The following is a 22,531-nucleotide window of genomic DNA, read 5'->3' as shown; positions in this document are numbered from 1 at the left end:
TCGCCGATGAAGTACTGCCGCTATCTCTCCACGGAAAAGATCATCCGCTACGCCATCGTCGAGGAGCGCGAAGGCGCTCTCTGGGCCGTCGACCGCATGGAGCCTCCGGTCGAAGACCTCTGCGCCCGCCTCGCCGCAGCCACCGAGCCCAACTTCCCCGACGACCCCGTCCCGCTCTCCTCGCTGAAGCTGCTGCCGCCCGTCGCGCCCTCAAAGATCGTCTGCGTCGGCCGCAACTACCGCGACCACGCCACCGAGATGGGCAACGACATCCCCACCGAGCCGCTGCTCTTCCTCAAGCCGCCCTCATCGCTGCTCTCCCCCAACGGCACCGTCAGAATGCCCGCGCTCTCCAGCCGCATTGACTACGAGGGCGAGCTGGCCATCGTCATCGCCAAACGCTGCCACAAACTCGGCCCTAACGAGGACGCAGCACGCTATATCCGCGGCTACACCATCGTGAACGACGTCACCGCCCGCGACATCCAGAAGTCCGACGGCCAGTGGACCCGCGGCAAGGGCTGGGACACCTTCTGCCCCGTCGGCCCTATCGTCTCCGACGAGATCAACCCACTGCACGGCGCATCCGTCACCGTCACGACTCGCCTCAACAACCAGGTGATGCAGCAGGGCTCCACCGCCGACCTCATCTTCCCCATCGACCACCTGCTGCGCTACATCTCGGCCACCATGACGCTCGAACCCGGCGACCTCATCCCCACCGGCACCCCCGCAGGCGTAGGCCCGGTCGCTACGGGAGATACCGTCGAGGTCGAAGTAACAGGCCTGGGCGTGCTCACCAACCGCTTCGCGATAGAAAGCTAAAACGGCCTCATCGCCATCTCCTGGCGCAAACAGGCAGGAGCGGCTCATCTGCTCCTGCCCGTTGCCAGCCCTTTCCTCAGCGCGATTAGAGATTCGGATGCAGGTCTCGTAGAGGACTTACTTGCTCCAGCAGGGACGCGACATGAAGAATCGTCGACTCGGCCTGCCAGCTACCAACGATCTGCACGCCGATCGGCATTCCGTCACTACTGGTGCCGAAACGCATGGAAACACCCGGCAAGCCCGTAACGTTCAGAGGCGTTGTCGCGGACATGATTCCCAGGATGTCCACCGTCTCGCCGTTGATCAGCAACTCCGCCTGGCCATGCTTGAAGGACGGTGTCGGCAGCACCGGAGTAAGTAAGACGTCGTACTTCTGGAAGTACTCGGCATAGCCATCCTTCAGCCGCTCCGCAGCTTGAGCAGCATCGATGTAGTCCGCCGCCGGAGTGTCGGGCGATGAGAGCATGAACCTGGCCGTTGCACCGATTTCATCCTCGCTGCGGCCGATCGTCGTCTTCACGAATCCGGGCTTCATCTCGAGGAGATGCAGACGGCTGAACACATCGAGAGCAAAATCGCGTTCCAGTGCAGGAATGCGAACTGACTCAACCGCGTGCCCGAGATCCTTAAGCGCTTCAGCGGCAGCTTCTACCGTCGCCGCAACCTCGTGGTCGATCGGACCAAAGCCGGGCTCCACCAGCCAGCCCACACGAAGCGGACGCTTGCTGGAACTTCCAATGCCGTTATCGAACGAGATGGCGCTGCTGGAGTAGCCGTCCTGCCCGTCCGGTCCAGCGAGTTGGGAAAAAGCCAACGACAGATCACGGATACTCCGCGCCATCGGGCCCACATGCCAGAAACGCCTCGGCTCACGCGGCCAGATACCGGTCATAGGGACGCGTCCGTGGGTGGCCTTGAGCGAGACAATGCCGGTGTGTGCTGCCGGGCCACGCACGGAGATCGCAAGGTCGGTACCCAGGCCAAGCGGAGACATGCCTGCCGCAATCGCTGCCGACTCTCCACCGCTAGAGCCACCCGGCGTCAGATCCAGGTTCCAGGGGTTGTTCGTGCGGCCGGTGAGCAGGTTGTCGCTTTCGATCCCGTAGGAGAATTCAGGAAGATTGGTCTTCGCCAGCAGAATGCCGCCTGCGTTCTTCAGACGCGCGACGCTGGTCGCATCCACATCGGGCGTTCGTCCCTTGAAGATCGGCGAACCACGCTGGGTCAGCACGTGCGCAGTGTCAATCGAATCCTTCGCGGTGAATGGGACACCATGCAGCGGTCCCAGTTCATCTCCACGTTGTACCGCTGCTTCCGCTTTACGCGCGGACTCCAACGCGTCCTCGACGATCGTAACGATCGCATTCACCTTCGGGTTGGCAGCCTCGATGCGATCGAGGTGTGCCTTCATGACTTCGACCGGAGAGACCTCGCGTGTGCGGATCAGTTCAGCCAGCTTCGTTGCGTCGGAATAAATCAGTTCGGTGCTCATTGCCTGCCTCTCTACCTGCCACTTGGCAGGTTATGGCTATTGAGATTCTACCTGCCACATGGTAGATTCAGAAATCGAGGAAGTTTTCTCAGACTGAAGGTGAGGAGGTTTGCGATGAGTGCAAACGCTCGCGAAGAGATCCTGGCCGCCGCAAAGCTTACGGCTCAGGCTCACGGTTATGCGGGGTTGAACTTTCGTGATCTGGCGGAACAGGTCGGCATCAAAGCCGCGAGTATCTACTATCACTTCCCGAGCAAATCCGATTTGGCTACGGCGGTGGCAAAGCGCTACTGGGAGGACGCTCAAGCTGACCTTGAGTCCCTGTCGCGGGACTCAGCGAAGCCGCTGGACGCACTGCGCCGCTATCCGGAGACCTTTCGCCGGGCACTGGAGAACGACAATCGCATCTGCCTTTGCAGCTTTATGTCCGCGCAGTTCGATGACCTGCCTGACGCAGTAAAGACGGAAGTTCAAGCTTTTACCGACGTCAACCTTGCGTGGCTGAAGAAGACCCTGGTTGCCGCTCAGCTCGCAAGCCCCACGGAGGCCGAGAAGCGAGCACGTGCCATCTATTCGGGAATCGTGGGCGCTCAACTGATGGCCAGGAGCAGGGCAGACATCGCACTCTACGACAGCCTGATCGAAAGTTACCGTACCGCAGGTTTGCTTCCCGCTTAGGCAGAGTGGCACGGACAACGTGCTTATGAAGTGATTCGATCATTCGCTCTGCTTTTGTGGATAGGCAAAAAGCTAAAGCCCCGCCTGTGCTACCGTTTCTTCGAACACGATGATCATGCCGACCTCTCGCCGAGCCCTTCTGCAGGCAGCTGCTCTTCTGCTGTCGACGACCGTCACCTTCGCTCAGATCTCCCTCCAGGTCTCCACCGACAAGGGAACCGTGGAAGGCACAGCCACCACCGACGGCAAGGTCGTCGCCTTCAAGGGCATCCCCTACGCCGCGCCTCCCGTCGGCGACCTGCGCTGGGCGCCACCCGCGCCCGCAGAGAGCTGGACCGGCGTGCGTCCCGCGAAGGGCTTCGGCTATCACTGCGAACAGACCTCCGTCTTCCGCGACATGATGTTCCACGATCCCGGTGCCTCCGAGGACTGCCTCACCCTCAACGTCTGGACTCCCGCCAATGGCACCAAGGGCAAGCTGCCCGTCATGGTCTGGATCTACGGCGGCGGCCTGCAGGGCGGAGCCACCTCCGAGGGACGCCAGGACGGACAGTTCCTCGCCCACAAGAACGTCGTCGTGGTCAGCATGAACTACCGCCTCGGCATCTTCGGTTTCTTCGTCCACCCCGAGCTCACCGCCGAATCGTCGCATCACGCCTCCGGCAACTACGGCCTGATGGACCAGAACGCCGCCATCCAGTGGGTGAAGCGCAACATCGCGGCCTTCGGTGGCGACCCCGACAACATCACCCTCTTCGGTGAATCCGCCGGCTCCTTCTCCGTCAACTTCCACGTCGCGTCGCCCATGACCCGCGACCTTATCAAGCACGCCATCGGCGAGAGCGGCGGTGCCGTCGCCTCAGCCCGTGGACGCGACATGACCCGCGAGCAGGCCGAGAAGGTCGACACCGCGGCTGCGCTCTCCCTCTACGGCACCTCGAAACTCTCCGACCTGCGCGCCCTCTCCACCGAGGACATTATGCGGCCCATCCTCGCGCCCGGCGCGCCCCACTTCACCGCCGTCGTCGACGGCTGGTTCCTGCCCAAGTCCGTCGCCGACATCTATGCCGCAGGCGAAGAGGCCCACATCCCCGTACTCGCAGGCTGGAACGCTGACGAGGTGCGCGGCGGCATCACCGGCAGCCTCAACACCTTCACCTCCGCTGGCTTCGCCTCGCAGGCGCAGATCGAATTTCCCACGCGGAGCGATGATTTCCTGAAGCTCTACCCGCACTCCACCGAGAGCGAGGCCCTGCGCTCCGCCACCGACTATGCGGGTGACAAGTTCATCGCCTACGGCACCTGGAAGTGGCTCGAATCGCAGGTCGCCACCGGCCAGGCCCCCGTCTACCACTACCTCTTCGCCCTGCCCAACCCCGGCGACCGCTTCCATACCCCGGCCGCAGGAGCCTACCACTCCGACGACATCGAGTACGTCTTCGGCTCCCTCGACTCCCGCCCCGAAGCCCTTTGGCGTCCCGAAGACCGCAAGCTCTCCAACGAGATCCAGTCCTACTGGACCAACTTCGCAAAGACCGGCGATCCCAACGGTCCCGGCCTGCCAAAGTGGCCCAAGTACGGCCCCACCGAGTGGCAGACCATGCACCTCGACCAGACCTCAGCCGCCAAACCGGACAGCCACCGCGAGCGGTATCTCTTCCTCGACAGCATCTGGGGCAAGCCCGCGCCGCCACCCACCGTAGTGCCCTAACCGTGGTGCATCTTTACCGTAGTGTCTTATGCGGGCAGTAAAATGAGGTGTTTGCATCATCCGGTCCACGGACGGCGCGAACAATCGTCCTCGGGCCGGTCAAGGCCTTCTACAGGCGTCGAACGCAAACGCAACGCGCGGCGCCTTGCTAAAATCTAAGTAAGCAGCGAAGGAGCGCAAAGATCATGGCGACAATTCTCGAACAGCTTCGTGGCATGACCACCGTGGTCGCCGACACCGGCGACATCAACTCGATCAAACAGTTCAAGCCGACGGACTCGACCACCAACCCGTCGCTCATCCAGGCCGCAGCCGGGATGCCCGAGTATCAGCCCATCGTCGACGGCGTCCTGCAGCAGGCCCGTAAGGACGCAGGCTCGAGCGCAAGCGACGAAGAGGTCGCAGCCCTCGCCTTCAAGACCCTCGCCGTGGCCTTCGGCAAGAAGATCCTCGACATCGTTCCCGGCCGCGTCTCCACCGAGGTCGATGCGCGTCTCTCCTACGACACCGAGAAGACCATCGCCGCCGCGCACGACATCATCGCGCAGTACCATGCCGCCGGCATCTCCAACGACCGCGTCCTGATCAAGATCGCCTCCACCTGGGAGGGCATCAAGGCCGCCGAGGTGCTGGAGAAGGAAGGCATTCACTGCAACCTGACCCTGCTCTTCGGCCTGCACCAGGCCATCGCCTGCGCCGAGGCCAAGGTCACCCTGATCTCGCCCTTCGTCGGACGCATTCTGGACTGGTACAAGAAGGACACCGGTAAGGATTACACCGGCGCCGACGACCCCGGCGTCCAGTCCGTCACGACCATCTTCAACTACTACAAGCACTTCGGCTACAAGACCCAGGTCATGGGAGCCAGCTTCCGTAACACCGGCGAGATCAAGGAACTGGCAGGCTCCGACCTGCTGACCATCGCCCCCAAGCTGCTGGCCGAGCTCGAAGCCGAGCAGGGCACGCTCGACAAGAAGCTCGACGCCGAGAAGGCCAAGACCCTGTCCATCGAGAAGATCCCCATGGACAAGGCGACCTTCGACAAGATGCACGCCACCGACCGCATGGCGCACGACAAGCTGAAGGAAGGCATCGAAGGCTTCTCCAAGGCCCTCGAGGAGCTCGAAAAGACGCTGGCCAAGCGCCTCTCCGAGATCTCCGAGCCCGCCGTCGCCAAGTAAATACCCTGGCACTCAGGACACAACAAAGGCCGCGCACATCAGCGCGGCCTTTGTCTTTCCATGCAGCTGAGGTCAATGCAGCTGAGGCGATTACTGGCGAAACATCGGCCCGCCCAGCGGCGAGGCCGTTGCTCCGCCATCCACGAACAGCTCCACCCCCTGCACGTAGCTCGCGTCGTCCGAGGCCAGGAAGAGCACAGCCTTCGCAATCTCCTCCGGCTCGCCCATGCGGCCCAGCGGCACCGTTCCCGAAATCCACTTCTCCAGACCCGAGACCTGCTCCTCCGTTCGCGATCCATCGCGGTTCCAGATCGGCGTCTTCGTGCCTCCCGGCGCCACCACGTTCACGCGAATGCCGCGCGGCGAAAGCTCGGACGCCAGCACCCGTGCAAATGCACGCACACCCGCCTTCGTCGCCGCATACGCCGAGTACCCCGGCAGCCCCAGCGTCCCGATCACCGAGCCGTTGAAGATGATCGAAGCGCCTTCGTTGAGATATGGCAGAGCGTCCTCCACCGTGAAGTACGCCGACGTCAGGTTGATGTCGATGATGCTGCGGAACAGCTCCTCTGAAGCCGCCCCCGCAGGCGTATTGCCGGGGATGCCCGCGTTCACGAACAGGACATCCAGCTTGCCGAACTTCTCCGCAGCTTCCTTGAAGGCCGCCTTGCGCGCCGCCGAATCCGTAATCTCCACCGCAATGCCGTGCGCCTTCGGTCCCAGCAACTGCAACGCCTCGTCGATCGTCTTCTGGTTGCGGCCGGTGATCACCACCTCCGCTCCCTCTTCGACGAACAGCTTCGCTGTTGCCAGTCCAATGCCGCTGTTGCCACCCGTAATCAACGCCTTCTTGCCCTTGAGTCTCATCGTGTCATCTCCTATTGGTGCTGCCGAATCTGCTGTTGCCGAATCACTGCAACCGGATGTTTGGATGGATCAATGTGGTTTCAAGATGCAACTAGTTTTGCTAAAATATTTCCAGGGAGGCCCGCCATGAAACATAAGTCCAACCAGGACAGCGTCTGCCCCATGGCCCGTTCGCTCGATATCGTCGGCCAGTGGTGGTCGCTGCTCATCCTCCGCGATGCCACTCTCGGCGTCAAACGGTTCTCCGAGTTCGAGCGGCGTCTCGGCATGGCCAAAAACATCCTCTCCTCACGCCTCAGGATGCTGGTCGAGGCCGGTGTCCTCCAGCTGGTCCCCGCGTCCGACGGCAGCGCGTACAGCGAGTACGAGCTGACCGCCCGCGGCAAGGATCTTCTGCCCGTCATGGTCGCCCTGCGTCAGTGGGGAGAAAAGTACATGTTCCCTGACGGCGACGGCCACTCGATCCTGCTCGATCGCCGCGATCACCTGCCGCTGAGGCCCCTCGTCGTCGAAAGCGCCGACGGCCGCGCCCTCACCACCGACGACATTGAAGTGATCCTTCCCGCGCCCCGCTGATACCGATACGGTCAGCAAGCCGTTCCGACCGCAGCGCGCAGTGGAGGAATCTGCTTCTCTACCGCAGCATCATCCCAGCCACCCAAACAGCTACAGAATGTAGCGGCTCAAATCCTGATCCTTCACAATGTCCGCCACCTGCTGGCGCACATACTCGGGATCGACGACGATTACCTTTTCCTTCACGCCATTGGTCTCGCGCTCGATCACCGGAAGCGGCGACGCAGGTGTGCTGCCGGTCGCCGCAATCTGCGCGACCACACCCTCCTCCGTCGGCTCCGTGCGCGAAGACTTCATCAGGTCCGGCGCCTGGAAGCTGATCTCATCCAGCACGCGCTCGAGGATCGTGTGCAGCCGCCGCGCGCCGATGTTCTCCGTCGTCTCGTTCACGCGGAAGGCAAACGACGCCATCTCCTGGATCGCCTCCTTGGTGAACTCCAGCTTCAGCCCTTCCGTCTCCAGCAGAGCCACCGACTGCTTCACCAGCGACGACTTCGGCTCCGTCAGGATGCGCACAAAGTCTTCGACCGTCAGCGACTTCAGCTCCACGCGGATCGGGAAGCGTCCCTGCAGCTCCGGAATCAGGTCGCTCGGCTTCGACACATGGAACGCACCCGCCGCGATGAACAGAATGTGATCCGTCGAGACCATGCCGTACTTCGTACTCACCGTCGTGCCTTCCACGATCGGCAGGATGTCGCGCTGCACACCCTCGCGCGACACATCCGGCCCGTGCGCACCCTCGCGCCCGGCAATCTTGTCGATCTCGTCGAGGAAGACCATGCCCGCATCCTCCACGCGCTCCACCGCTAGCCGCGTCACCTGGTCCATGTCGATCAGGCGGCCCTCTTCTTCCTGCACCAGGTACTCGAAGGCCTCGGCGATCTTCATCTTGCGCTTCTTCGTGCGCTGGCCGAACAACCCCGGAAGCATGTCCTTCAGGTTGACGTCCATCTCTTCCGTGCCCTGGTTGGTGATGATCTCGAAGCTCGGCGAGTTACGGTCGCGCACATCCAGCTCGACCATGCGCTCATCCAGCTTGCCCTCGCGGAACTGCTGCCGCAGCTTCTCGCGCGTGCGGTGCTCGCGGTCGACCGGCTTGTCTTCGTGCGTCCCGGCGGCAGCAGCGCCGTCCTCCGGCATCGACGCCGGAAGCTGGATCACATTCGTCCCGGGAACTTCGGTAGCAGCCGCAGCCACGGCAGCCGCGGGCGTCGGCGGAAGCAGCAGGTCGAGCAGGCGGTCTTCCGCAGCCATCTCGGCCTTATCTTCCACCTCCTCCATCTTCTCCTCGCGCACCATATCGATGGCGATCTCCACCAGGTCGCGCACAATCGACTCCACATCACGGCCGACGTAACCTACCTCAGTGAACTTCGACGCCTCCACCTTCAAAAATGGTGAGTTGGTCAGCTTCGCCAGCCGCCGCGCGATCTCCGTCTTGCCCACACCGGTCGCGCCGATCATGATGATGTTCTTCGGCATGATCTCGTCGGCCAGCTCGGGCGAAAGCTTCTGCCGCCGCTGACGATTTCGCAGCGCAATCGCGACAGCACGCTTGGCCGCCTGCTGTCCCACAACATACTTGTCCAGCTCAGCCACGATCTCGCGCGGAGTCATCTCATCCAGCGCCAGCGCCTGATCTTCTGCGGTTCCGGGTAGAAAAATTGCCATATGTCGAACTCCTGAAACTGAGCGAGTCAGCAAATTACCTGATTAAATCTCGACTCAACGTTATGTTTGTCATTCCGCAACGCCGCGGGGGAATCTGCTTTTAGCCTCTGCCTACAGCGTCGTCTTCAACTCTTCGATCAGCACATTGCTGTTCGTATAGATGCAGATATCTCCAGCGATCTTCATCGACTTCTCCGCGATCTCCCGTGCGCTCAGCTCCGTGTTCTCCAGCAGCGCCCGTCCCGCCGACAGCGCAAAGCTGCCGCCCGAACCAATCGCGCAGATGCCCTCATCCGGATCGATCACATCGCCCGTGCCCGACAGCATCAGGGTCGTCTTCGTGTCGGCGACGATCAGCAGAGCCTCCAGCTGACGCAGCATCTTGTCCGTGCGCCAGTCCTTGGCCAGCTCCACCGCGGCGCGGCCCAGGTTACCGGCATACTGTTCCAGCTTGGTCTCAAAGCGCGAAAAGAGCGAAAACGCATCCGCGGTCGATCCCGCAAAGCCCGCCAGCACCTTGTCCTGGTACAGGCGGCGGATCTTCTTCGCCGAGTGCTTCATCACCGTCGCGCCCATGGAAACCTGCCCGTCGGCGGCCATCACCACCGAGTCGCCCCGGCGCACGCAAACTACGGTCGTCGAGCGGATACGCCTGCCCTCGGCTAAATCCAGCGGATGCGCCAGGGGAATGGCTGCCGCCTGCTGGCTTGCATGCGAAATCTTCTCGCGCTTGGGGGGACGGGACGACGGCGAAACGCTGTGTTTAAGCACATCTCAGTATATCGCCGCATCCTCCGGCGCCGCGCCATACCTCCCCGGCATTGCCATCCCGCCCGCCTTGCTTGCCGTCACCGTCATCCCGACCGAAGGGAAGCCGGTGTGCCCCAGCGAGCCTGCTCGTTGGGGTAAAAAAAACCGCTTTTCGACCACGACACCTCCCGTCCTCCCACCTTCGCGCCATCTCATCTCCCCCAAATCTTTCATTCGTCCACCACCGCGGCTGGGCTATGCTCTTTCTCAGGATCCCTGCCGTGCTCGATTCTCTGCCTTCACTCCTGCCGCCCACGCTGCGCCTCTCCCGGCACACGCTGGCCATCGCCGCCGCGACCGCTGCCGCCGGCGGCCTGGCGATCTACCTCCTGCGCCGCCCCCGTCTCAGCCCCGACGACATGGAGCGCGAGCGCCGCGAGCGGCTCGCCGCCGTGGGACGCATCACCGACGGCATCATCCTCGAGACCGCCGAAGGCCACCTGCATCACCCCGCCGACGTCGAAGACTCCCACGTCACCCCGCAGGTCATCGTCTACAACTACCGCATCGCCGGCGTCAGCTACGAGGCCGCGCAGGACGTCACCAGCCTCGCCGAGATGGTCCGCGACATCCGCACCGACCTGCCCGTCCAGGTGCGCTACGAGCCGCAGAATCCAGCCAACAGCATTGTCGTCGCCGAGTCCTGGAGCGGCCTCCGCCTCTCCGCCGAGGTGCCCCGTCCCGTCCTCGGCATCGACCGCCACCACCAGCCCGCCGCCGAATAGAACCGCCCCCCGCACAATTGAACCTGTCCTCCGACGGGACTACACTCGAACTATGCACATGGTCGCCGGACCAAACCGACGCATGCAGAACGTCCTCCGGCTCTCCATGGGGCTTACCGCCGCCTATGTGCTGGCGACCTTCATCTTCGGTCTGCGCGCCCACTCGCTGGCCCTCATCTCCGAGGCCGGGCATAACCTCTCCGACCTGCTGGCCATCGTCCTCTCCTACGTCGCCGTCTACTTCCAGGGACGCCCCGCCACCGACCGCAAAACCTTTGGCTATCAACGCGCCGGCGTGCTGGCTGCCTTCGTCAACGCCTCCACCCTGGTCGTTCTCTCGGTCTGGATCGCCATTACCGCCGTGCAGCGCCTCAGCGCTCCGGTCGAGGTGCAGCCGAAGCTGATGATGGAGGTCGCCCTCGCAGGCGTCCTGATGAACGGCACCGTCGCCGCGCTGCTCTGGAAGTTCTCCGGCGACGTCAACATCCGCAGCGTCTTCCTGCACATGCTGGGCGACACGCTCTCCACCGCCGCCGTCATCGCCGGCGGCGCGGCCATCCTCTTTACCGGCATGAGCTGGGTCGACCCCGTCCTCTCGCTCCTCATCGCCGCCATGATCCTGTGGAGCTCGGTCGGCATCATCCGCGAGACGCTCAACATCCTGCTCGAAGGCACGCCGCAGGGCATCGACCTGTCTGCCGTCCGCGTGGCTATGGCCGGGGTCGAAGGCGTGCTCGACGTCCACGACCTCCACGTCTGGAGTCTAGGCTCCAGCTCCCACGCCCTCGCCAGCCACATCACCGTCTGCGAGATGCCCGCCTCCGAGTGCACACGCATCCTCGACGCCATCAACAAGCGGCTGCACGACAAGTTCCACATCACCCACACCACCATCCAGTTCGAGACTACCGGCTGCGAGACCACGCACGGCTGCTCCTCCCCCCCGGAGCCCGAAGAGGTCGGAGCCCACGGTCATCATCACCACGGCCACTCGCACTAAACCGCGCCTCCGCACCCGCTCTCTCCCGCACCCCTAAGTACCCCCTTCAAAATCGTCATTCCGAGCGAAGCTACACTCGGCAGCAGAACCGCCCCAAAAACTGTCCCCTCCCCAAAATTGTCATTTCGACCGGAGCGAAGCGCAGTGGAGAAACCTGCTTCTCTACCGGCAACGCCAAACAACCACCCAAACAAAAAGGGCACGGCCAAAGCCGTGCCCTTCTGCAACCAAATCAGTTACAAACTACTGAAGCGTAGCATCCAGCGTAATCTCCGCCGCCTTCAGCACCTTCGACACCGGACAGCCTTCCTTCGCCGCATGCGCCAGCTCGTCGAACTTCGCCTTGTCGATACCCGGAATCTTCGAAGTATTTACCAGGTGAATCTTCGTGATAGCAGGCGCGCCGTGCAGGTCGAGCGTCACCGTCGCCTTGGTCTCGATCGTGTCCGGAGTGAAGCCCGCCTCGGTCAGCTGAGCGCTCAGCGCCATGGTGTAGCAGCCGGCGTGCGCGGCGGCGATCAGCTCTTCGGGGTTGGTGCCCACACCCTCGGCAAAGCGGGCGGCAAAGCTGTACTGCGTGTCCTTGAGCGTGCTGCTCTGGGTGGTGATGGCGCCCTTGCCCTCTTTGAGCGTGCCGTGCCAGACTGCGCTTGCGTAGCGATCCATGTTCGTCTCCTTCTCTGTCGATTCAACTCGTTCTACGAACGTACCTCATTCGATGCGCCGCCGTCGTACCTTGGACCGTTGAAAAACATCTCAGTCCGTTGAAAAACACTTCGGCTGTCGAAAAAAATGAAAAGTACGTTACGCTTACCAGGTGTCCGCTCCCTTAAATGCTGAGAACACCGGCACGCATCCTGCTGCTTCCATGCAGGATCAGGCACAGTGTCCCATCGATGCCGGGCATCACCAGGTATGGTGCCCCACCTGCTCCTCGCGCCTCGAAGACAGCCGCTGCAAGCTCATCTGCCGCACCTGCGGTTACTTCCTGAGCTGTGCCGATTTCTACTAAGTACCGCTTCCCTGCTACATTTTCTGCGATGAACGTTATCGTGAAAGCCCTCCTCCTGCTGTCGTTGCCCACGGCTGCCTTCGGCGCCGTCGCGCCTCCCAGGGGCAACATCGACGAGGTGAATCCGTACATCGGCACCGGCTCCGGCAAGATCGGCTACGGCGGAACCATGCCGTTCGTCACGCCGCCCTTCGGCATGACCGACTGGACACCGCAGACGCGGCAGAACCGGCTGAGCGTCGTCAGCTACAAGTACGAGGACACCAACATCCAGGGCTTTATGGGCACGCATCAGCCCGCCATCTGGATGGGCGACTACGGCTACATCACGCTGATGCCGCAGGTCGGCCCGCTGGCCACCACGCCCGAGACGCGGCAGATGGCTTTCAAGCACAGCGAAGAGGTCACACGCCCCGACTACTACTCCGTGTGGATGACGGCGAAGGACGGCGCGCGCATTCACGCCGAGATGACGGCCACCGAGCGCTGTGCCTACCTGCGTTTCAGCTTCCCCAACGGCAAGGCGGGCCGCGTGCTGGCCGAGATGTCGCGCCCCGGTGTTCCGGGCATGGTCAACATCAACGCCGCGCGCCACGAGATCACCGGCTATAACCCGCATCGCATCGACCGCAACCTCGGCCCCTTCGTGCTGCCTAACTTCAAGGGCTACTTCGTCGTGCAGTTCCGCCACGCATGGAAGAACGCCGCGACCTATGGCATGGACAACTACGGCGCGCGCGTCGCCCGCGGCGGCTTCGCCGAGTTCGCTCCCGGCGAGCCGGTCGACGTGCGCATCGGCACCTCGTTTATCAGCGTCGAGCAGGCCCGCGAGAACCTGCGTCGCGAGATCCCGGTGTGGGACTTCAACGCAGTGAGGAACAAGCTTTGTTCCACATGGAACAAGAAGCTTGACCGCGTGCAGCTGGATGGAGCAAGCGAAGACCAGCGCAAGATCGTCTACACCGCGCTGTATCACGCGCTGCTGTATCCGCGCCTCTTCTCCGAGTACGGCCACTACTACTCGGCCTTTGACGACAAGGTTCACGCCGGCGAGAGCTACAACGCCTACTCCATCTGGGACACCTTCCGCGCCGAGCACAGCATGCTGACGCTGATGGCGCCCGAGCGCGTGCCGGGCATGATCACGGCGCTGCTGCAGGACTACAAAGAGGGCGGCTGGATGCCGAAGTGGCCCAACCCTTCCTACACCAACATCATGATCGCCACGCACGCCGACTCGATGGTAGCCGAGGCGATCGCAAAGGGCTTCACCGGGTTCGACCGAAAGACCGCGTGGGATGCCGTGTACAAGGACGCGATGACGCCGCCCGACGGCGATACGACGCGGCGCTGGCTCGACCGCGAACAGCACACGCCGTACGAGGGCCGCGGCGGATTGACGTACTACAAGCAGCTTGGCTTCATTCCCACCGACAAGACGGACGAGGCTGCGTCGCGCACGCTCGAAGACAGCTACGACGACTGGTGCGTGGCGCAGGTGGCGAAGGCGCTGGGCAAGGAGAAGGACTACGAGTTCTTCCTGAAGCGCTCCCTGAACGACCGCAATCTTTACAACCCTGCGCTGGGCCTGATGAACGGCAAGACCTCAGACGGCAGATGGGCGCCGTTCAGCGGCGACCGCGACTCGCACGAGAGCCGTGCGCTCTCCGGCTGGACCGAGGGGGGCGCCTGGGTCTACACCTGGTCGCCGTTCCACGATATCGCTGGCGTGTTGCAGCTGATGGGCGGCGAGGCACAGTACAACGCCAAGCTGGATCAGCATTTTTCGGGCGGACACAACGTGCACTCCAACGAGCCGAGTCATCACTACGGCTACCTGTACGACTACTCGGGCGAGCCGTGGAAGACGCAGGCGAAGGTGCGTGAGATCGCGAACGCCGAGTATGCCAATCTGCCTTCGGGCATCGACGGCGACGATGACTGCGGGCAGATGTCGTCGTGGTACCTGTTTACCGCGATGGGCTTCTACCCGGTGAACCCGGCGAGCGCGGAGTACATGATCGGCGCGCCGATGTTCGGTCGCTTCGCGATGAAGCTGGCCAACGGCAACACCTTCGCGGTAGTGGCGAAGAATGCGGCACCGGCAAATATTTACATCCAGTCAGCGACGTTGAACGGCCGTCCGCTAAACGATCCAATTGTGCGATATAAGGACATTATGAGCGGCGGCACGCTGCAGTTCGTGATGGGCCCACAGCCTTCGAAGTGGGCCAGCGCATGGCGCGCGAAGGCGATCGCGGTGAAGTAGCGCAGGCGTTATGTGCACGGCTGGGCTACAATTCCGCCAGTCTTTGCAGGCCGAGGGTTTCCGCGTTCCATTCGCCTGAAGCGAGGGTGTCAGCTATGAACGATCTTCGTCAGGAACCACTTTCCGCCGGTGTGCGCTTTCAGCCACTCGCCATCATCATTGCCACGCTCTGCTACTTCGGGCTGGGGGCGGTGTGGTTCACGCTGCTGAAGAACCCGTGGATGGAGGGCATCGGCAAGACGATGGAGCAGCTGATGGCAAGCGGCGTCAGCCCGGCGCTGATCTACATCATCGCCCTGTTGCTGACGCTCGTACTGGCGCTGTTTCTCTCCTGGCTGATACAGAAGACCGGGCCGTTCACGGTCGCGCATGGCGTGCAGGTCGCGGTCATCGTCTGGTTCTGCACGGTCTTCGTGACCTTCGCCACCGAGTATGCCTTTGAAGGGCGAGGCGTGAGGACGCTCGCGATCGTCGCGGGCTATCCGCTGGTGGGGATGGTGCTGATGGGAGCGGTGCTGGGTGGGTGGCAGAAGCGGTGAGGTCTGGTTCTTCTCCTGCTGCATGAGCATCTGTGGCCGAACAGCAGGTCTCTCCACTCCGCTTCGCTCCGGTCGAGATGACAGTATTTGGGGTGCTGCGACATTTGGGGTACTGCGACAAAAAACCTTTCGTGCGGCAAAACGGTTTGTGAAGCTGGACAAGCAGCGTATGGATTGCTGCGCTTTTGCAAGCTATCACTACTACTTCCAAGCTAGATGTTTACTACTTCTCCGAGGCCTTGCGGGCGGCTTCGAACTCGTCGCCGGGGAGCCATTCGATTTGTTTGGGAGAGGCGATGGCCTGCCAGCCCAGGTCGATGCCGAACGCTACAAGTTTGGCGTTGCCCTTGAAGTCCCAGTCGGCGTGATAGTTGTCGGAGAAGTTGTGATAGTCGTTGTCGACGAAGGCCTTGTCTTTAGCAGCTCCCCATTCGCGGTCGTGGCCTTCGAAGAGTTCGCCCTGATCGACGGAGAAGGCGGGAATGCCGACGCGGGAGAGGGAGAAGTGGTCGGAGCGGTAGTAGCCGCCCGCCTCGGGGTGCGCGTCGGGCACGACGGTGAGATGGAAGCGTCTTGCGGTGTCGAGCACGGTGGCGTGGAAGCTGCTGCGCTGCTCGCCGTTGAGGTTGACTTCAAGCGGGACGCCGATGGGGAGGATCATGTCGTAGTTGATGTCGAGCGCGATCTGTCCGGCGGGAACGGGTGGGTGCTGGCCGAGGTACTCGCTGCCCAGCAGGCCCTGCTCTTCGGCGGCGACCGAGGCGAAGAGGACGGAGTGCGGCGGGGGCGTCTTCATGGTGGACCAGACGCGGGCCATCTCCAGCAGCATGCCGACGCCGGTGGCGTTGTCGGCGGCTCCGTTGTAGATGTTGTCGCCGGGTTTGCCGGGCACGATGCCGAGATGGTCGTAGTGCGCGGTGTACATCACAGCCTGGTCGGGCTTGCCTGCGGCGACGTTGGCGCCGGGGATCATGGCGACGACGTTGGGTGACTGGAAGCTGCGCACCCTGGCTTCAATGTGAGCTTCGAGCGAGACGGGCAGCGGCATGGCCTTGAAGCCCTTTTTGCCTGCGGCGGTCATCTCGGTCTCGAGGTCGAGGTTCGCGGCGTGCAAGAGCGTGCGTGCGGACTCGAGCGTGATCCAGCTGGCGGCGGCGAGCTGTGGGTCCTTGTTATCGCGGAGGTAGGTCTTCTCGCTGGTATTGGAGTTCCTGACGACATCCCAGCCGTAGCTGGCAAGGTCGGTGCGGTGGATGATGAGCGCGCCGATGGCGCCGTGCCGGGCTGCCTCTTCGAACTTGTAGGTCCAGCGGCCGTAGTAGGTGAGGGCCTTGCCGCCGAAGAACTTGGGATCGTCGGAGGGCGGGTCGCCGACGATGCAGAGAACGACTTTATCTTTCACGTCGATGCCAGCGTAGTCGTCCCAGCCGTACTCGGGCGCGGTGACGCCGTAGCCGACGAAGACGATGGGGGCGTTGATGTCGACGGACTCGGTGAGGCGGCGGTTGTTGACGGTGTAGTCGTCGCCGAATTTGAGGTCGTAGCTGTGCAGCATGATGTTCATGCCGCCGCCCTTGGGCTTGTCGGGGACGAAGGAGAGGTGGGTCTTGTCGGCGATGGTTTTGGTACCAACGAAGTTGACCATCTGCAGGTACGTGCCGTTGTCGCCCGCGGGCTTGAGGCCGTCGAGGGCGAACTGCGTGGCGATGTACTGGGCGGCGATCTCGCCGCCGCGGGTGCCGGGGCCTCGGCCTTCGAGGAGATCGTCGGAGAGAAATTTAACGTGGGCGCGAATCTTTTCGCCATCGACGGTGGACTCTGCGCTTTTGACCGCGGGCGGGATGCTCTGCGCGGAGAGCAGGGCGGAGGCGAAGAAGGACGAGACGGTGATGAAGCGAAACACGTTCACGGAGGCGGCTCCCGGAGGATGGTGGCGGAGCTGAGACGTCAGCTCCGTGCAGACTTGAGTTTACCCTTGAGGCGCTTTTGCCTCTTCGCATCGTGCGCAGGCTGCTCTTCTTCGGCCAGGCGGATGGGGGTGATGGACATGATCTCCAGGCGCTGAAGGATCTTGCGGGCCAGGCCGGTGAGCGCGAGCTGATTGAGCCGCGAGGCGCGGACCCACTTGAGGTCGGCGCGTGCGGCGGGAACGGCGCGGCGCAGGGCCTGGTCCTTGCTGCCGCGCGGGGCGAAGACCTGCACGTAATAGTTGGTGTTGGTGATGGCGTGGCGGAGGCGGATGGTGGGCTCGCGTCCGTGGACGACATCCTGCGGCAGCGGTGGCAGCTCGTACATGCCGGCCATGAGGGTAGCGTCGTCGGGGCGGCGCTGGAGGAGGACCTCGGTGATGACGCCGCGTTTGCGCAGGCTGAGCAGGTAAGCGGCGGGACGGCTCTTCTGCGCGGCGCGGGGCTGCGTGGCGTGCTCACCGCGGGTGGAGCACATGGCGTAGACAGGACAGTTGAGGCAGAGCGGGGCGCGGGGCAGGCAGATGGTGGCGCCGAGCTCCATCATGGCCTGATTGTGATCGCCGGCGGCGTTGGTCTCGCCCTGGAGGCGTCGACGCGGGACGAGCAGGTTGGCCTGCTTCTGGATGAAGGCGCGGCCCTGGGCGTTGGCCTGCTCGGCGCGGCCGGTGAGGCGGAGGAGAACGCGGTTCGACGTTACCGTCGACGACGGCGATGCTCTCGCCGAAGGCGATCGAAGCGATGGCGGCGCTGGTGTACTCGCCGATGCCGGGCAGGGTGCGCAGCTCAAGCGCGCTGTGAGGCAGGATGCCGCCGCGCTCAGCGGTGATAAATCGTGCAGCCTTGTGCAGCATGCGGGCGCGGCGGTAGTAGCCGAGGCCTGACCAGGAGGCGAGCACCACCTCTTCCTTGGCCAACGCGAGGGCGAGGACGGTGGGAAAGCGGAGGAGAAAGTCGTGGTAGTGATCGATGACGGCTTCGACGCGGGTCTGCTGGAGCATGACCTCGGAGACCCAGGTTCTGTACGGGTCGTGGATGCCGCGCCAGGGCAGCTCGCGCGCGTGGCCGCGATACCAGTTCATCAGGCGGCGGCGAAAGACGGGTGGATCGAGTGCGAGTGCGGCTTCGGCCGGGGTGGCTGGAGTTGAGATCGGCGCGACGATCTCGAGACGGTGTCGTGCTTGCATCGCATGTCAGTCTATCGTCTCCGATGCAGACGTAGTATGGGAACGTACAGTTTTCCGACATCGACATTCCCGCAGAGGATGAGGGTTCCCGCATGGTGACACGACGCAGCATGGTAAAAATGGCCACACTGGCAGCAGGACATACGACCGCTGCAGGCTTACTGGGGCCGCTGGCGCGCGCGCAGCAGGCGACGGATACATCGACAACGACAACGGCGGCAGCAGCTCCCCCGAAGGATGAGACGAAGTGGAAAGAGACGTGGGACGCGGCGCTGGCCGTGCTCGCGGGCAATGTACGCAGCGTGCCGCGCTTCGACCGGCCGGTGCTGTTTGAAGGCGCGGTGTATGCGGGCATCTGGCAGGAGTGCGGGCCACACGAGGGGCTGGTGTACGGCACGCTGGCGAAGTACGTGCATGCGACGGATGCGCAAAAATCTGCACTCGCAGCGGCACGCAACAATCACATGGCCTTCTTCGCGCTGCAGAAGGAAGACGGGCAGCTGCCAGCCTCGGTGAAGCTGAGCGAGGTGGGCTATGGGCAGATCCAGATGGTGGTGCCGATCGCGGCGACGGCGTGGGAGGTCTCGCAGCTTACAGATGACGACGAGCTGCTGGTGACGGCATATAAGTCGTGCAGCCGGTGGGATGCGTGGCTGCGCGAGTTTCGCAATACGCGCGGCACGGGGCTGGTGGAGGGCTTCTGCACCTACGACACGGGACATGACAACAGTCCGCGATGGAAGGGCGTGCCGAACCGCTGTCCAGACGCGGACGCGAAGAAATTTCCTCCGGGCGTGGGAGTACCCAGACTGTGTCCCGATCTGTCGGCTACGGTATACGGTGGACGCGTGGCGCTGGCGAAGATGGCAAAGATGCTGGGCAAGCCGGATGAGGCGGCGCGGTGGGAGCAGGAGGCAGAGACGCTGCGGCAGCTGATCCTGACGAAGCTGTATGACCCGCAGGACGCAGCCTTCTACGATCTGGACACGGAGAACAAGTTTGTAAAGGTGCGCTCGGATGTGATCAGCCGCGTGCTGGGCGAGCATGTGCTGAAGCTGGACGAGGCGAAGGACAAGGCGATCTTCGACGCGGTGTGGACGAAGGAGATTCATAATCCGAAGGCGTTCTGGGCGCCGTATCCGCTGACGTCGGTGGCGATGGATGATCCGGCGTTCGTGAAGCCGATCCCGCGCAACAGCTGGGGCGGAGCGACGCAGGCGCTGACGGCGCTGCGCGTGCCGCGCTGGATGGAGCACTACGGCAAGGGCGCGGAGATGAAGGTGCTGATGTCGGCGTGGTGCGAGGCGATCATGCGGCATGGCGAGTTTCGCCAGCAGATGGATCCGTGGACGGGTGACTTTACGCAGAAGGACCCGAGTGGGTACTCGCCGTGCGCGCTGGTGTTTCTGGAGTTTGCGCGGCGGCTGGGGCATGCTCCGGAGGCTTAGGAATTCGCCGTTGTCGATTCGGTAAAAAGCGTGATGTGGTTGCCTGGGTTGTCGTGGTCGAAAAGCGGGTTTCTCCACTACGCGCTTCGCGCTCCGGTCGAAATGACATTCCTGGTTGATTACCTGGGGAGCAGGACGGGCTCCTTGGCTGCTCAGTTGCCAGATGGTGTTGCATTGGAAGATTCTGACTGCGTGATGTTTTGGGAGAAGAGATGAGGGTTGCTACAGGGCTTGGCCTGCTTGGCTTGATGGCTGCTTCGATGGGGTCGCTGCGTGCGGCTGTGGCTCAGGGGACGGTTCCGACGTTTACGCAGAAGCATGGTGCGGCAACTCTGACGATGGTTGGCGGCGATCCTGCGAAGGGGAACACGACGACGATCCCCACGGTGATTGCGCCGGTGCGGCTGGAGTTCGAGTCGAAGAAGGTTGCAGGCAAGCCGTTTGCGATGGATGCCGCGGGCGATGTTGCGCCGATCGAACGGTCGCCGGTGTTTGCAAAGTTCCGCTACGGCAAAGAAGCGCCAACGCAATACGCCGATGCGATGCTGCGGGCGACGTTTCCGAAGGAGAAAAACTGGCATACGGAGCTGGCGAAGCCGCGTGTGAAGCCGGTGACGGTGACGGTTCCCGCGGGCTATGGCTATGTGCTGGAGTCGAAGTCGACGGGGACGTATGCGGCGATCGTGGACCTGGAGTTTGTGCAGCAGGAGGTCTTCAAGAAGCTGCCGAAGCAGGACGGCGCGCTGGTCTTCGTGGTGACGCACAATACGGCGTTCTACGCGATGGGCGATGCGACGGTGTGCTGCTCGTGGGGGACGCATGGTGTGGACCGCGCGACGGGCAACTCGTTTGTGCTGGCGAGCTATCTGCGCAATGCGCCTGCGGTGATCACCGATAAAGATGCGCAGCCGCTGACGCAGCAGCTGGCGGAGTTTGTGAACGATCCGCTGATGGACCCGCTGTTTCAGCGCGAGTTGTATGAGAAGAAGCTGAACCCGGCGACGGCTCCGGGCAATGCGGTGAGCTGGATGCGGCCGGAGGGGATGAAGCCAGGTGACGGTGGGCGCTGCGGCGGCAATCGCGTGGCGTCGACGTACTTTCAGCTGGAGCCGACGGACACGAATCCGAAGAATAATTTTCCAGCGTCGCAGCCGCAGGTGGTGCATGGCGCGGGCGGACTGTATCACGTGCAGAACGTGGCGCTGATGCCGTGGTACGTGGGGGCGGCGGAGCCCTATGGCAAAGCATTCAGCTTTCCTGACGCGACGATGCTGGGCGAACCGGCGAAGGCCTGCCCGGAGCGCAGGCCGGGTGCGATGGCGGCGGCGCCGAAGCCGACGGAGGAGCCTTTCTATCCGACGGCCAAGCCGAACGGGCATAAGCTGATCGGCTACTGGTCGGGCTATGGTGCGAAGGGGACGAGCTTCTCGCTGCGTGAGGTTTCGCCGCAGTGGGACTACATTCTGGTGGCCTTCGCGACGCCGGACAAGACGGCGCCCGAGGGCACGATGACGTTCCGGACGCCGCCGGACTTCGACACGGAGCAGTTCAAGAGCGATATTGCGTGGCTGAAGGGCAAGGGCAAGAAGGTGATGATCTCGCTGGGCGGCGGCGGGCAGCACTTTACGCTGGCCGACCCGAAGCGCGTGCCTACCTATGTTGCTTCGGTAGAGCAGATTGTGGCGGAGTATGGATTCGACGGGATCGATATCGACTTTGAAAGTCCGTCGCTTTCGATCGATGCGGGCGACACGGACTTCAGGCATCCGACGACGCCTTCGATCGTGAACCTGATCGACGCGCTGCGGCAGCTGCACGATCACTTCGGCAAGAACTTCATGATCTCGCTGGTGCCGGAGGGCACGCAGATTCCAGCGGGCTATCCGAGCTATGGCGGGCAGTTTGGATCGTACCTGGCGATTACGTATGCGATCAGGGACATCCTGACGTTTATCGATGTGCAGGACTACAACACGCCGCCGCTGCAGGGGCTGGATGGCGAGATCTATCAGCCGGGCACGGTGGACTATCACGCGGCGATGACGGAGCTGCTGCTGCATGGCTTCAACGTGGGCGGCGATCCGAAGATGTTCTTCCCGGCGGTTCCGGCGAAGCAGGTGGCGGTGGGTTTTCTGACGGGCGATACGACGTCGGGGATCGTGGACCAGGCGATGGACTACATCATCACGGGCAAGCGGCCGGAGGGCGTGAAGTACAGGATGCGCAGTGCAAAGGGCTATCCGGAGATGATCGGCGCAATGTTCTGGACGATCGATGCGGACCGGCGGCTGAATTATGTGTTTTCCAACAGCGTGGGGCCGCAGCTGCATGGGTACCCCCCGTCAAAATAGGCCAAAATCTTCATTCGGCTGAGGTTAGGTCTGGACCTCTCTTTGTAAAAGGCTGACCTGAAATGAATATGGCCCGGGGGATTTCCCGGGCCATGCCATTTTCTGAGGGTATGACTAGTTTAGTGGATGGGGTGGGGCGGATCGGCGCTTTTGGGCGGGTTCTTTGCCGGGGCGTAAGTGGCTTATCTGCCTGGTGTTGATGATGGGTGGGCCTGT

At 62.9% G+C, this 22,531-nt stretch carries 20 protein-coding genes; 12 read left to right on the top strand and 8 right to left on the bottom strand.

Annotation, left to right across the window (positions count from 1 at the left end; translation table 11 throughout):
* Positions 1-6: 6 nt before the first annotated feature.
* Positions 7-825 (top strand): fumarylacetoacetate hydrolase family protein, encoded by an 819-nt coding sequence (locus PW789_RS09605; protein WP_299375018.1) that lies wholly within the window; start codon positions 7-9, stop codon positions 823-825.
* Between the two features lie 85 nt (positions 826-910).
* Here PW789_RS09605 and PW789_RS09600 read toward each other — a convergent pair whose 3' ends face one another.
* Positions 911-2,320: an amidase gene (locus PW789_RS09600; protein WP_299375015.1), complete on the bottom strand. Its 1,410-nt coding sequence runs from the start codon at positions 2,318-2,320 to the stop codon at positions 911-913.
* A gap of 114 nt (positions 2,321-2,434) precedes the next feature.
* Between PW789_RS09600 and PW789_RS09595 the strand changes: the two genes are divergently transcribed.
* The 3 genes from PW789_RS09595 to PW789_RS09585 all read left to right on the top strand — a co-directional run bounded on the left by PW789_RS09595 (position 2,435) and on the right by PW789_RS09585 (position 5,890).
* Positions 2,435-2,998: a TetR/AcrR family transcriptional regulator gene (locus PW789_RS09595; protein ID WP_299375012.1), complete on the top strand. Its 564-nt coding sequence runs from the start codon at positions 2,435-2,437 to the stop codon at positions 2,996-2,998.
* 115 nt (positions 2,999-3,113) lie between these two features.
* On the top strand, positions 3,114-4,709 hold the full coding sequence (locus PW789_RS09590) for a carboxylesterase family protein (protein ID WP_299375009.1): 1,596 nt from the start codon (positions 3,114-3,116) through the stop codon (positions 4,707-4,709).
* Positions 4,710-4,894: 185 nt separating this feature from the next.
* A complete protein-coding gene (locus tag PW789_RS09585; protein ID WP_299375006.1) occupies positions 4,895-5,890 on the top strand; it encodes a transaldolase in 996 nt (331 codons plus the stop codon).
* A 90-nt stretch (positions 5,891-5,980) separates the two neighbouring features.
* On the opposite strand, the gene PW789_RS09580 is transcribed toward PW789_RS09585, so the two are convergent.
* Complete coding sequence (locus tag PW789_RS09580) at positions 5,981-6,757, bottom strand: glucose 1-dehydrogenase (protein WP_299375003.1); 777 nt, start codon at positions 6,755-6,757, stop codon at positions 5,981-5,983.
* Positions 6,758-6,883: 126 nt separating this feature from the next.
* On the opposite strand from PW789_RS09580, the gene PW789_RS09575 reads away from it, so the two are divergent.
* Entirely contained in the window at positions 6,884-7,333 is a 450-nt protein-coding gene (locus PW789_RS09575; RefSeq protein WP_299375000.1) for a helix-turn-helix domain-containing protein, read from the top strand.
* Between the two features lie 90 nt (positions 7,334-7,423).
* Here the strand turns inward: PW789_RS09575 and hslU are convergent, their stop codons facing one another.
* Together hslU and hslV are read right to left on the bottom strand one after the other, a co-directional pair.
* Positions 7,424-9,007 (bottom strand): ATP-dependent protease ATPase subunit HslU, encoded by a 1,584-nt coding sequence (gene hslU / locus PW789_RS09570; RefSeq protein ID WP_299374997.1) that lies wholly within the window; start codon positions 9,005-9,007, stop codon positions 7,424-7,426.
* 111 nt (positions 9,008-9,118) lie between these two features.
* The gene (gene hslV / locus PW789_RS09565) at positions 9,119-9,655 is read right to left on the bottom strand and encodes an ATP-dependent protease subunit HslV (RefSeq protein WP_299375753.1); all 537 of its coding nucleotides are present in this window, start codon (positions 9,653-9,655) and stop codon (positions 9,119-9,121) included.
* A 194-nt stretch (positions 9,656-9,849) separates the two neighbouring features.
* Here hslV and PW789_RS09560 point away from each other — a divergent pair, with 194 nt between their 5' ends.
* Together PW789_RS09560 and PW789_RS09555 are read left to right on the top strand one after the other, a co-directional pair.
* The gene (locus tag PW789_RS09560; RefSeq protein ID WP_299374994.1) at positions 9,850-10,542 is read left to right on the top strand and encodes a hypothetical protein; all 693 of its coding nucleotides are present in this window, start codon (positions 9,850-9,852) and stop codon (positions 10,540-10,542) included.
* Between the two features lie 82 nt (positions 10,543-10,624).
* Positions 10,625-11,542, top strand: coding sequence for a cation diffusion facilitator family transporter (locus PW789_RS09555; protein WP_299374950.1), 918 nt, complete (start codon positions 10,625-10,627; stop codon positions 11,540-11,542).
* A gap of 243 nt (positions 11,543-11,785) precedes the next feature.
* Here the strand turns inward: PW789_RS09555 and PW789_RS09550 are convergent, their stop codons facing one another.
* Positions 11,786-12,208, bottom strand: a complete 423-nt coding sequence (locus tag PW789_RS09550; protein WP_299374947.1) for an OsmC family protein — start codon at positions 12,206-12,208, stop codon at positions 11,786-11,788.
* A gap of 151 nt (positions 12,209-12,359) precedes the next feature.
* Between PW789_RS09550 and PW789_RS09545 the strand changes: the two genes are divergently transcribed.
* The 3 genes from PW789_RS09545 (at position 12,360) to PW789_RS09535 (ending at position 15,362) form a co-directional block, all read left to right on the top strand.
* Complete coding sequence (locus tag PW789_RS09545; protein WP_299374944.1) at positions 12,360-12,554, top strand: hypothetical protein; 195 nt, start codon at positions 12,360-12,362, stop codon at positions 12,552-12,554.
* 40 nt (positions 12,555-12,594) lie between these two features.
* Positions 12,595-14,823, top strand: coding sequence for a GH92 family glycosyl hydrolase (locus PW789_RS09540; protein ID WP_299374941.1), 2,229 nt, complete (start codon positions 12,595-12,597; stop codon positions 14,821-14,823).
* Between the two features lie 95 nt (positions 14,824-14,918).
* Positions 14,919-15,362 (top strand): DUF1761 domain-containing protein, encoded by a 444-nt coding sequence (locus tag PW789_RS09535; protein WP_299374938.1) that lies wholly within the window; start codon positions 14,919-14,921, stop codon positions 15,360-15,362.
* A 223-nt stretch (positions 15,363-15,585) separates the two neighbouring features.
* On the opposite strand, the gene PW789_RS09530 is transcribed toward PW789_RS09535, so the two are convergent.
* From PW789_RS09530 to PW789_RS20080, 3 genes are read right to left on the bottom strand one after another with little or no spacing between them, the layout of a single operon-like run.
* Positions 15,586-17,271: a M28 family peptidase gene (locus PW789_RS09530; RefSeq protein ID WP_299374935.1), complete on the bottom strand. Its 1,686-nt coding sequence runs from the start codon at positions 17,269-17,271 to the stop codon at positions 15,586-15,588.
* A 38-nt stretch (positions 17,272-17,309) separates the two neighbouring features.
* On the bottom strand, positions 17,310-17,807 hold the full coding sequence (locus PW789_RS20085) for a hypothetical protein (RefSeq protein WP_367182524.1): 498 nt from the start codon (positions 17,805-17,807) through the stop codon (positions 17,310-17,312).
* Entirely contained in the window at positions 17,788-18,516 is a 729-nt protein-coding gene (locus PW789_RS20080) for a hypothetical protein (RefSeq protein ID WP_367182522.1), read from the bottom strand. The genes PW789_RS20085 and PW789_RS20080 overlap by 20 nt, the downstream gene beginning before the upstream one ends.
* A gap of 92 nt (positions 18,517-18,608) precedes the next feature.
* Here PW789_RS20080 and PW789_RS09520 point away from each other — a divergent pair, with 92 nt between their 5' ends.
* Both PW789_RS09520 and PW789_RS09515 read left to right on the top strand, forming a co-directional pair.
* Positions 18,609-19,964, top strand: a complete 1,356-nt coding sequence (locus PW789_RS09520; RefSeq protein ID WP_299374932.1) for an alpha-L-rhamnosidase — start codon at positions 18,609-18,611, stop codon at positions 19,962-19,964.
* A 212-nt stretch (positions 19,965-20,176) separates the two neighbouring features.
* The gene (locus PW789_RS09515; protein ID WP_299374929.1) at positions 20,177-22,315 is read left to right on the top strand and encodes a glycosyl hydrolase family 18 protein; all 2,139 of its coding nucleotides are present in this window, start codon (positions 20,177-20,179) and stop codon (positions 22,313-22,315) included.
* Positions 22,316-22,531: the final 216 nt, after the last annotated feature.

It is taken from the genome of Edaphobacter sp. (assembly GCF_028283685.1).
GTDB lineage: Bacteria > Acidobacteriota > Terriglobia > Terriglobales > Acidobacteriaceae > Edaphobacter.
The sequence above is the reverse complement of the archived record's forward strand: the minus strand, read 5'-3'. Positions and strand labels throughout refer to the sequence as shown.

What these genes read in the sequence shown, in the direction of transcription:
- PW789_RS09605 (WP_299375018.1), top strand. Translation starts at nt 7, where the DNA reads ATGAAGTACTGCCGCTATCTCTCCACGGAAAAGATCATCCGCTACGCC.
- PW789_RS09600 (WP_299375015.1), bottom strand. Translation starts at nt 2,320, where the DNA reads ATGAGCACCGAACTGATTTATTCCGACGCAACGAAGCTGGCTGAACTG.
- PW789_RS09595 (WP_299375012.1), top strand. Translation starts at nt 2,435, where the DNA reads ATGAGTGCAAACGCTCGCGAAGAGATCCTGGCCGCCGCAAAGCTTACG.
- PW789_RS09590 (WP_299375009.1), top strand. Translation starts at nt 3,114, where the DNA reads ATGCCGACCTCTCGCCGAGCCCTTCTGCAGGCAGCTGCTCTTCTGCTG.
- PW789_RS09585 (WP_299375006.1), top strand. Translation starts at nt 4,895, where the DNA reads ATGGCGACAATTCTCGAACAGCTTCGTGGCATGACCACCGTGGTCGCC.
- PW789_RS09580 (WP_299375003.1), bottom strand. Translation starts at nt 6,757, where the DNA reads ATGAGACTCAAGGGCAAGAAGGCGTTGATTACGGGTGGCAACAGCGGC.
- PW789_RS09575 (WP_299375000.1), top strand. Translation starts at nt 6,884, where the DNA reads ATGAAACATAAGTCCAACCAGGACAGCGTCTGCCCCATGGCCCGTTCG.
- hslU (WP_299374997.1), bottom strand. Translation starts at nt 9,007, where the DNA reads ATGGCAATTTTTCTACCCGGAACCGCAGAAGATCAGGCGCTGGCGCTG.
- PW789_RS09555 (WP_299374950.1), top strand. Translation starts at nt 10,625, where the DNA reads ATGCAGAACGTCCTCCGGCTCTCCATGGGGCTTACCGCCGCCTATGTG.
- PW789_RS09550 (WP_299374947.1), bottom strand. Translation starts at nt 12,208, where the DNA reads ATGGATCGCTACGCAAGCGCAGTCTGGCACGGCACGCTCAAAGAGGGC.
- PW789_RS09535 (WP_299374938.1), top strand. Translation starts at nt 14,919, where the DNA reads ATGAACGATCTTCGTCAGGAACCACTTTCCGCCGGTGTGCGCTTTCAG.
- PW789_RS20085 (WP_367182524.1), bottom strand. Translation starts at nt 17,807, where the DNA reads ATGTGCTCCACCCGCGGTGAGCACGCCACGCAGCCCCGCGCCGCGCAG.
- PW789_RS20080 (WP_367182522.1), bottom strand. Translation starts at nt 18,516, where the DNA reads ATGCAAGCACGACACCGTCTCGAGATCGTCGCGCCGATCTCAACTCCA.
- PW789_RS09520 (WP_299374932.1), top strand. Translation starts at nt 18,609, where the DNA reads ATGGTGACACGACGCAGCATGGTAAAAATGGCCACACTGGCAGCAGGA.
- PW789_RS09515 (WP_299374929.1), top strand. Translation starts at nt 20,177, where the DNA reads ATGAGGGTTGCTACAGGGCTTGGCCTGCTTGGCTTGATGGCTGCTTCG.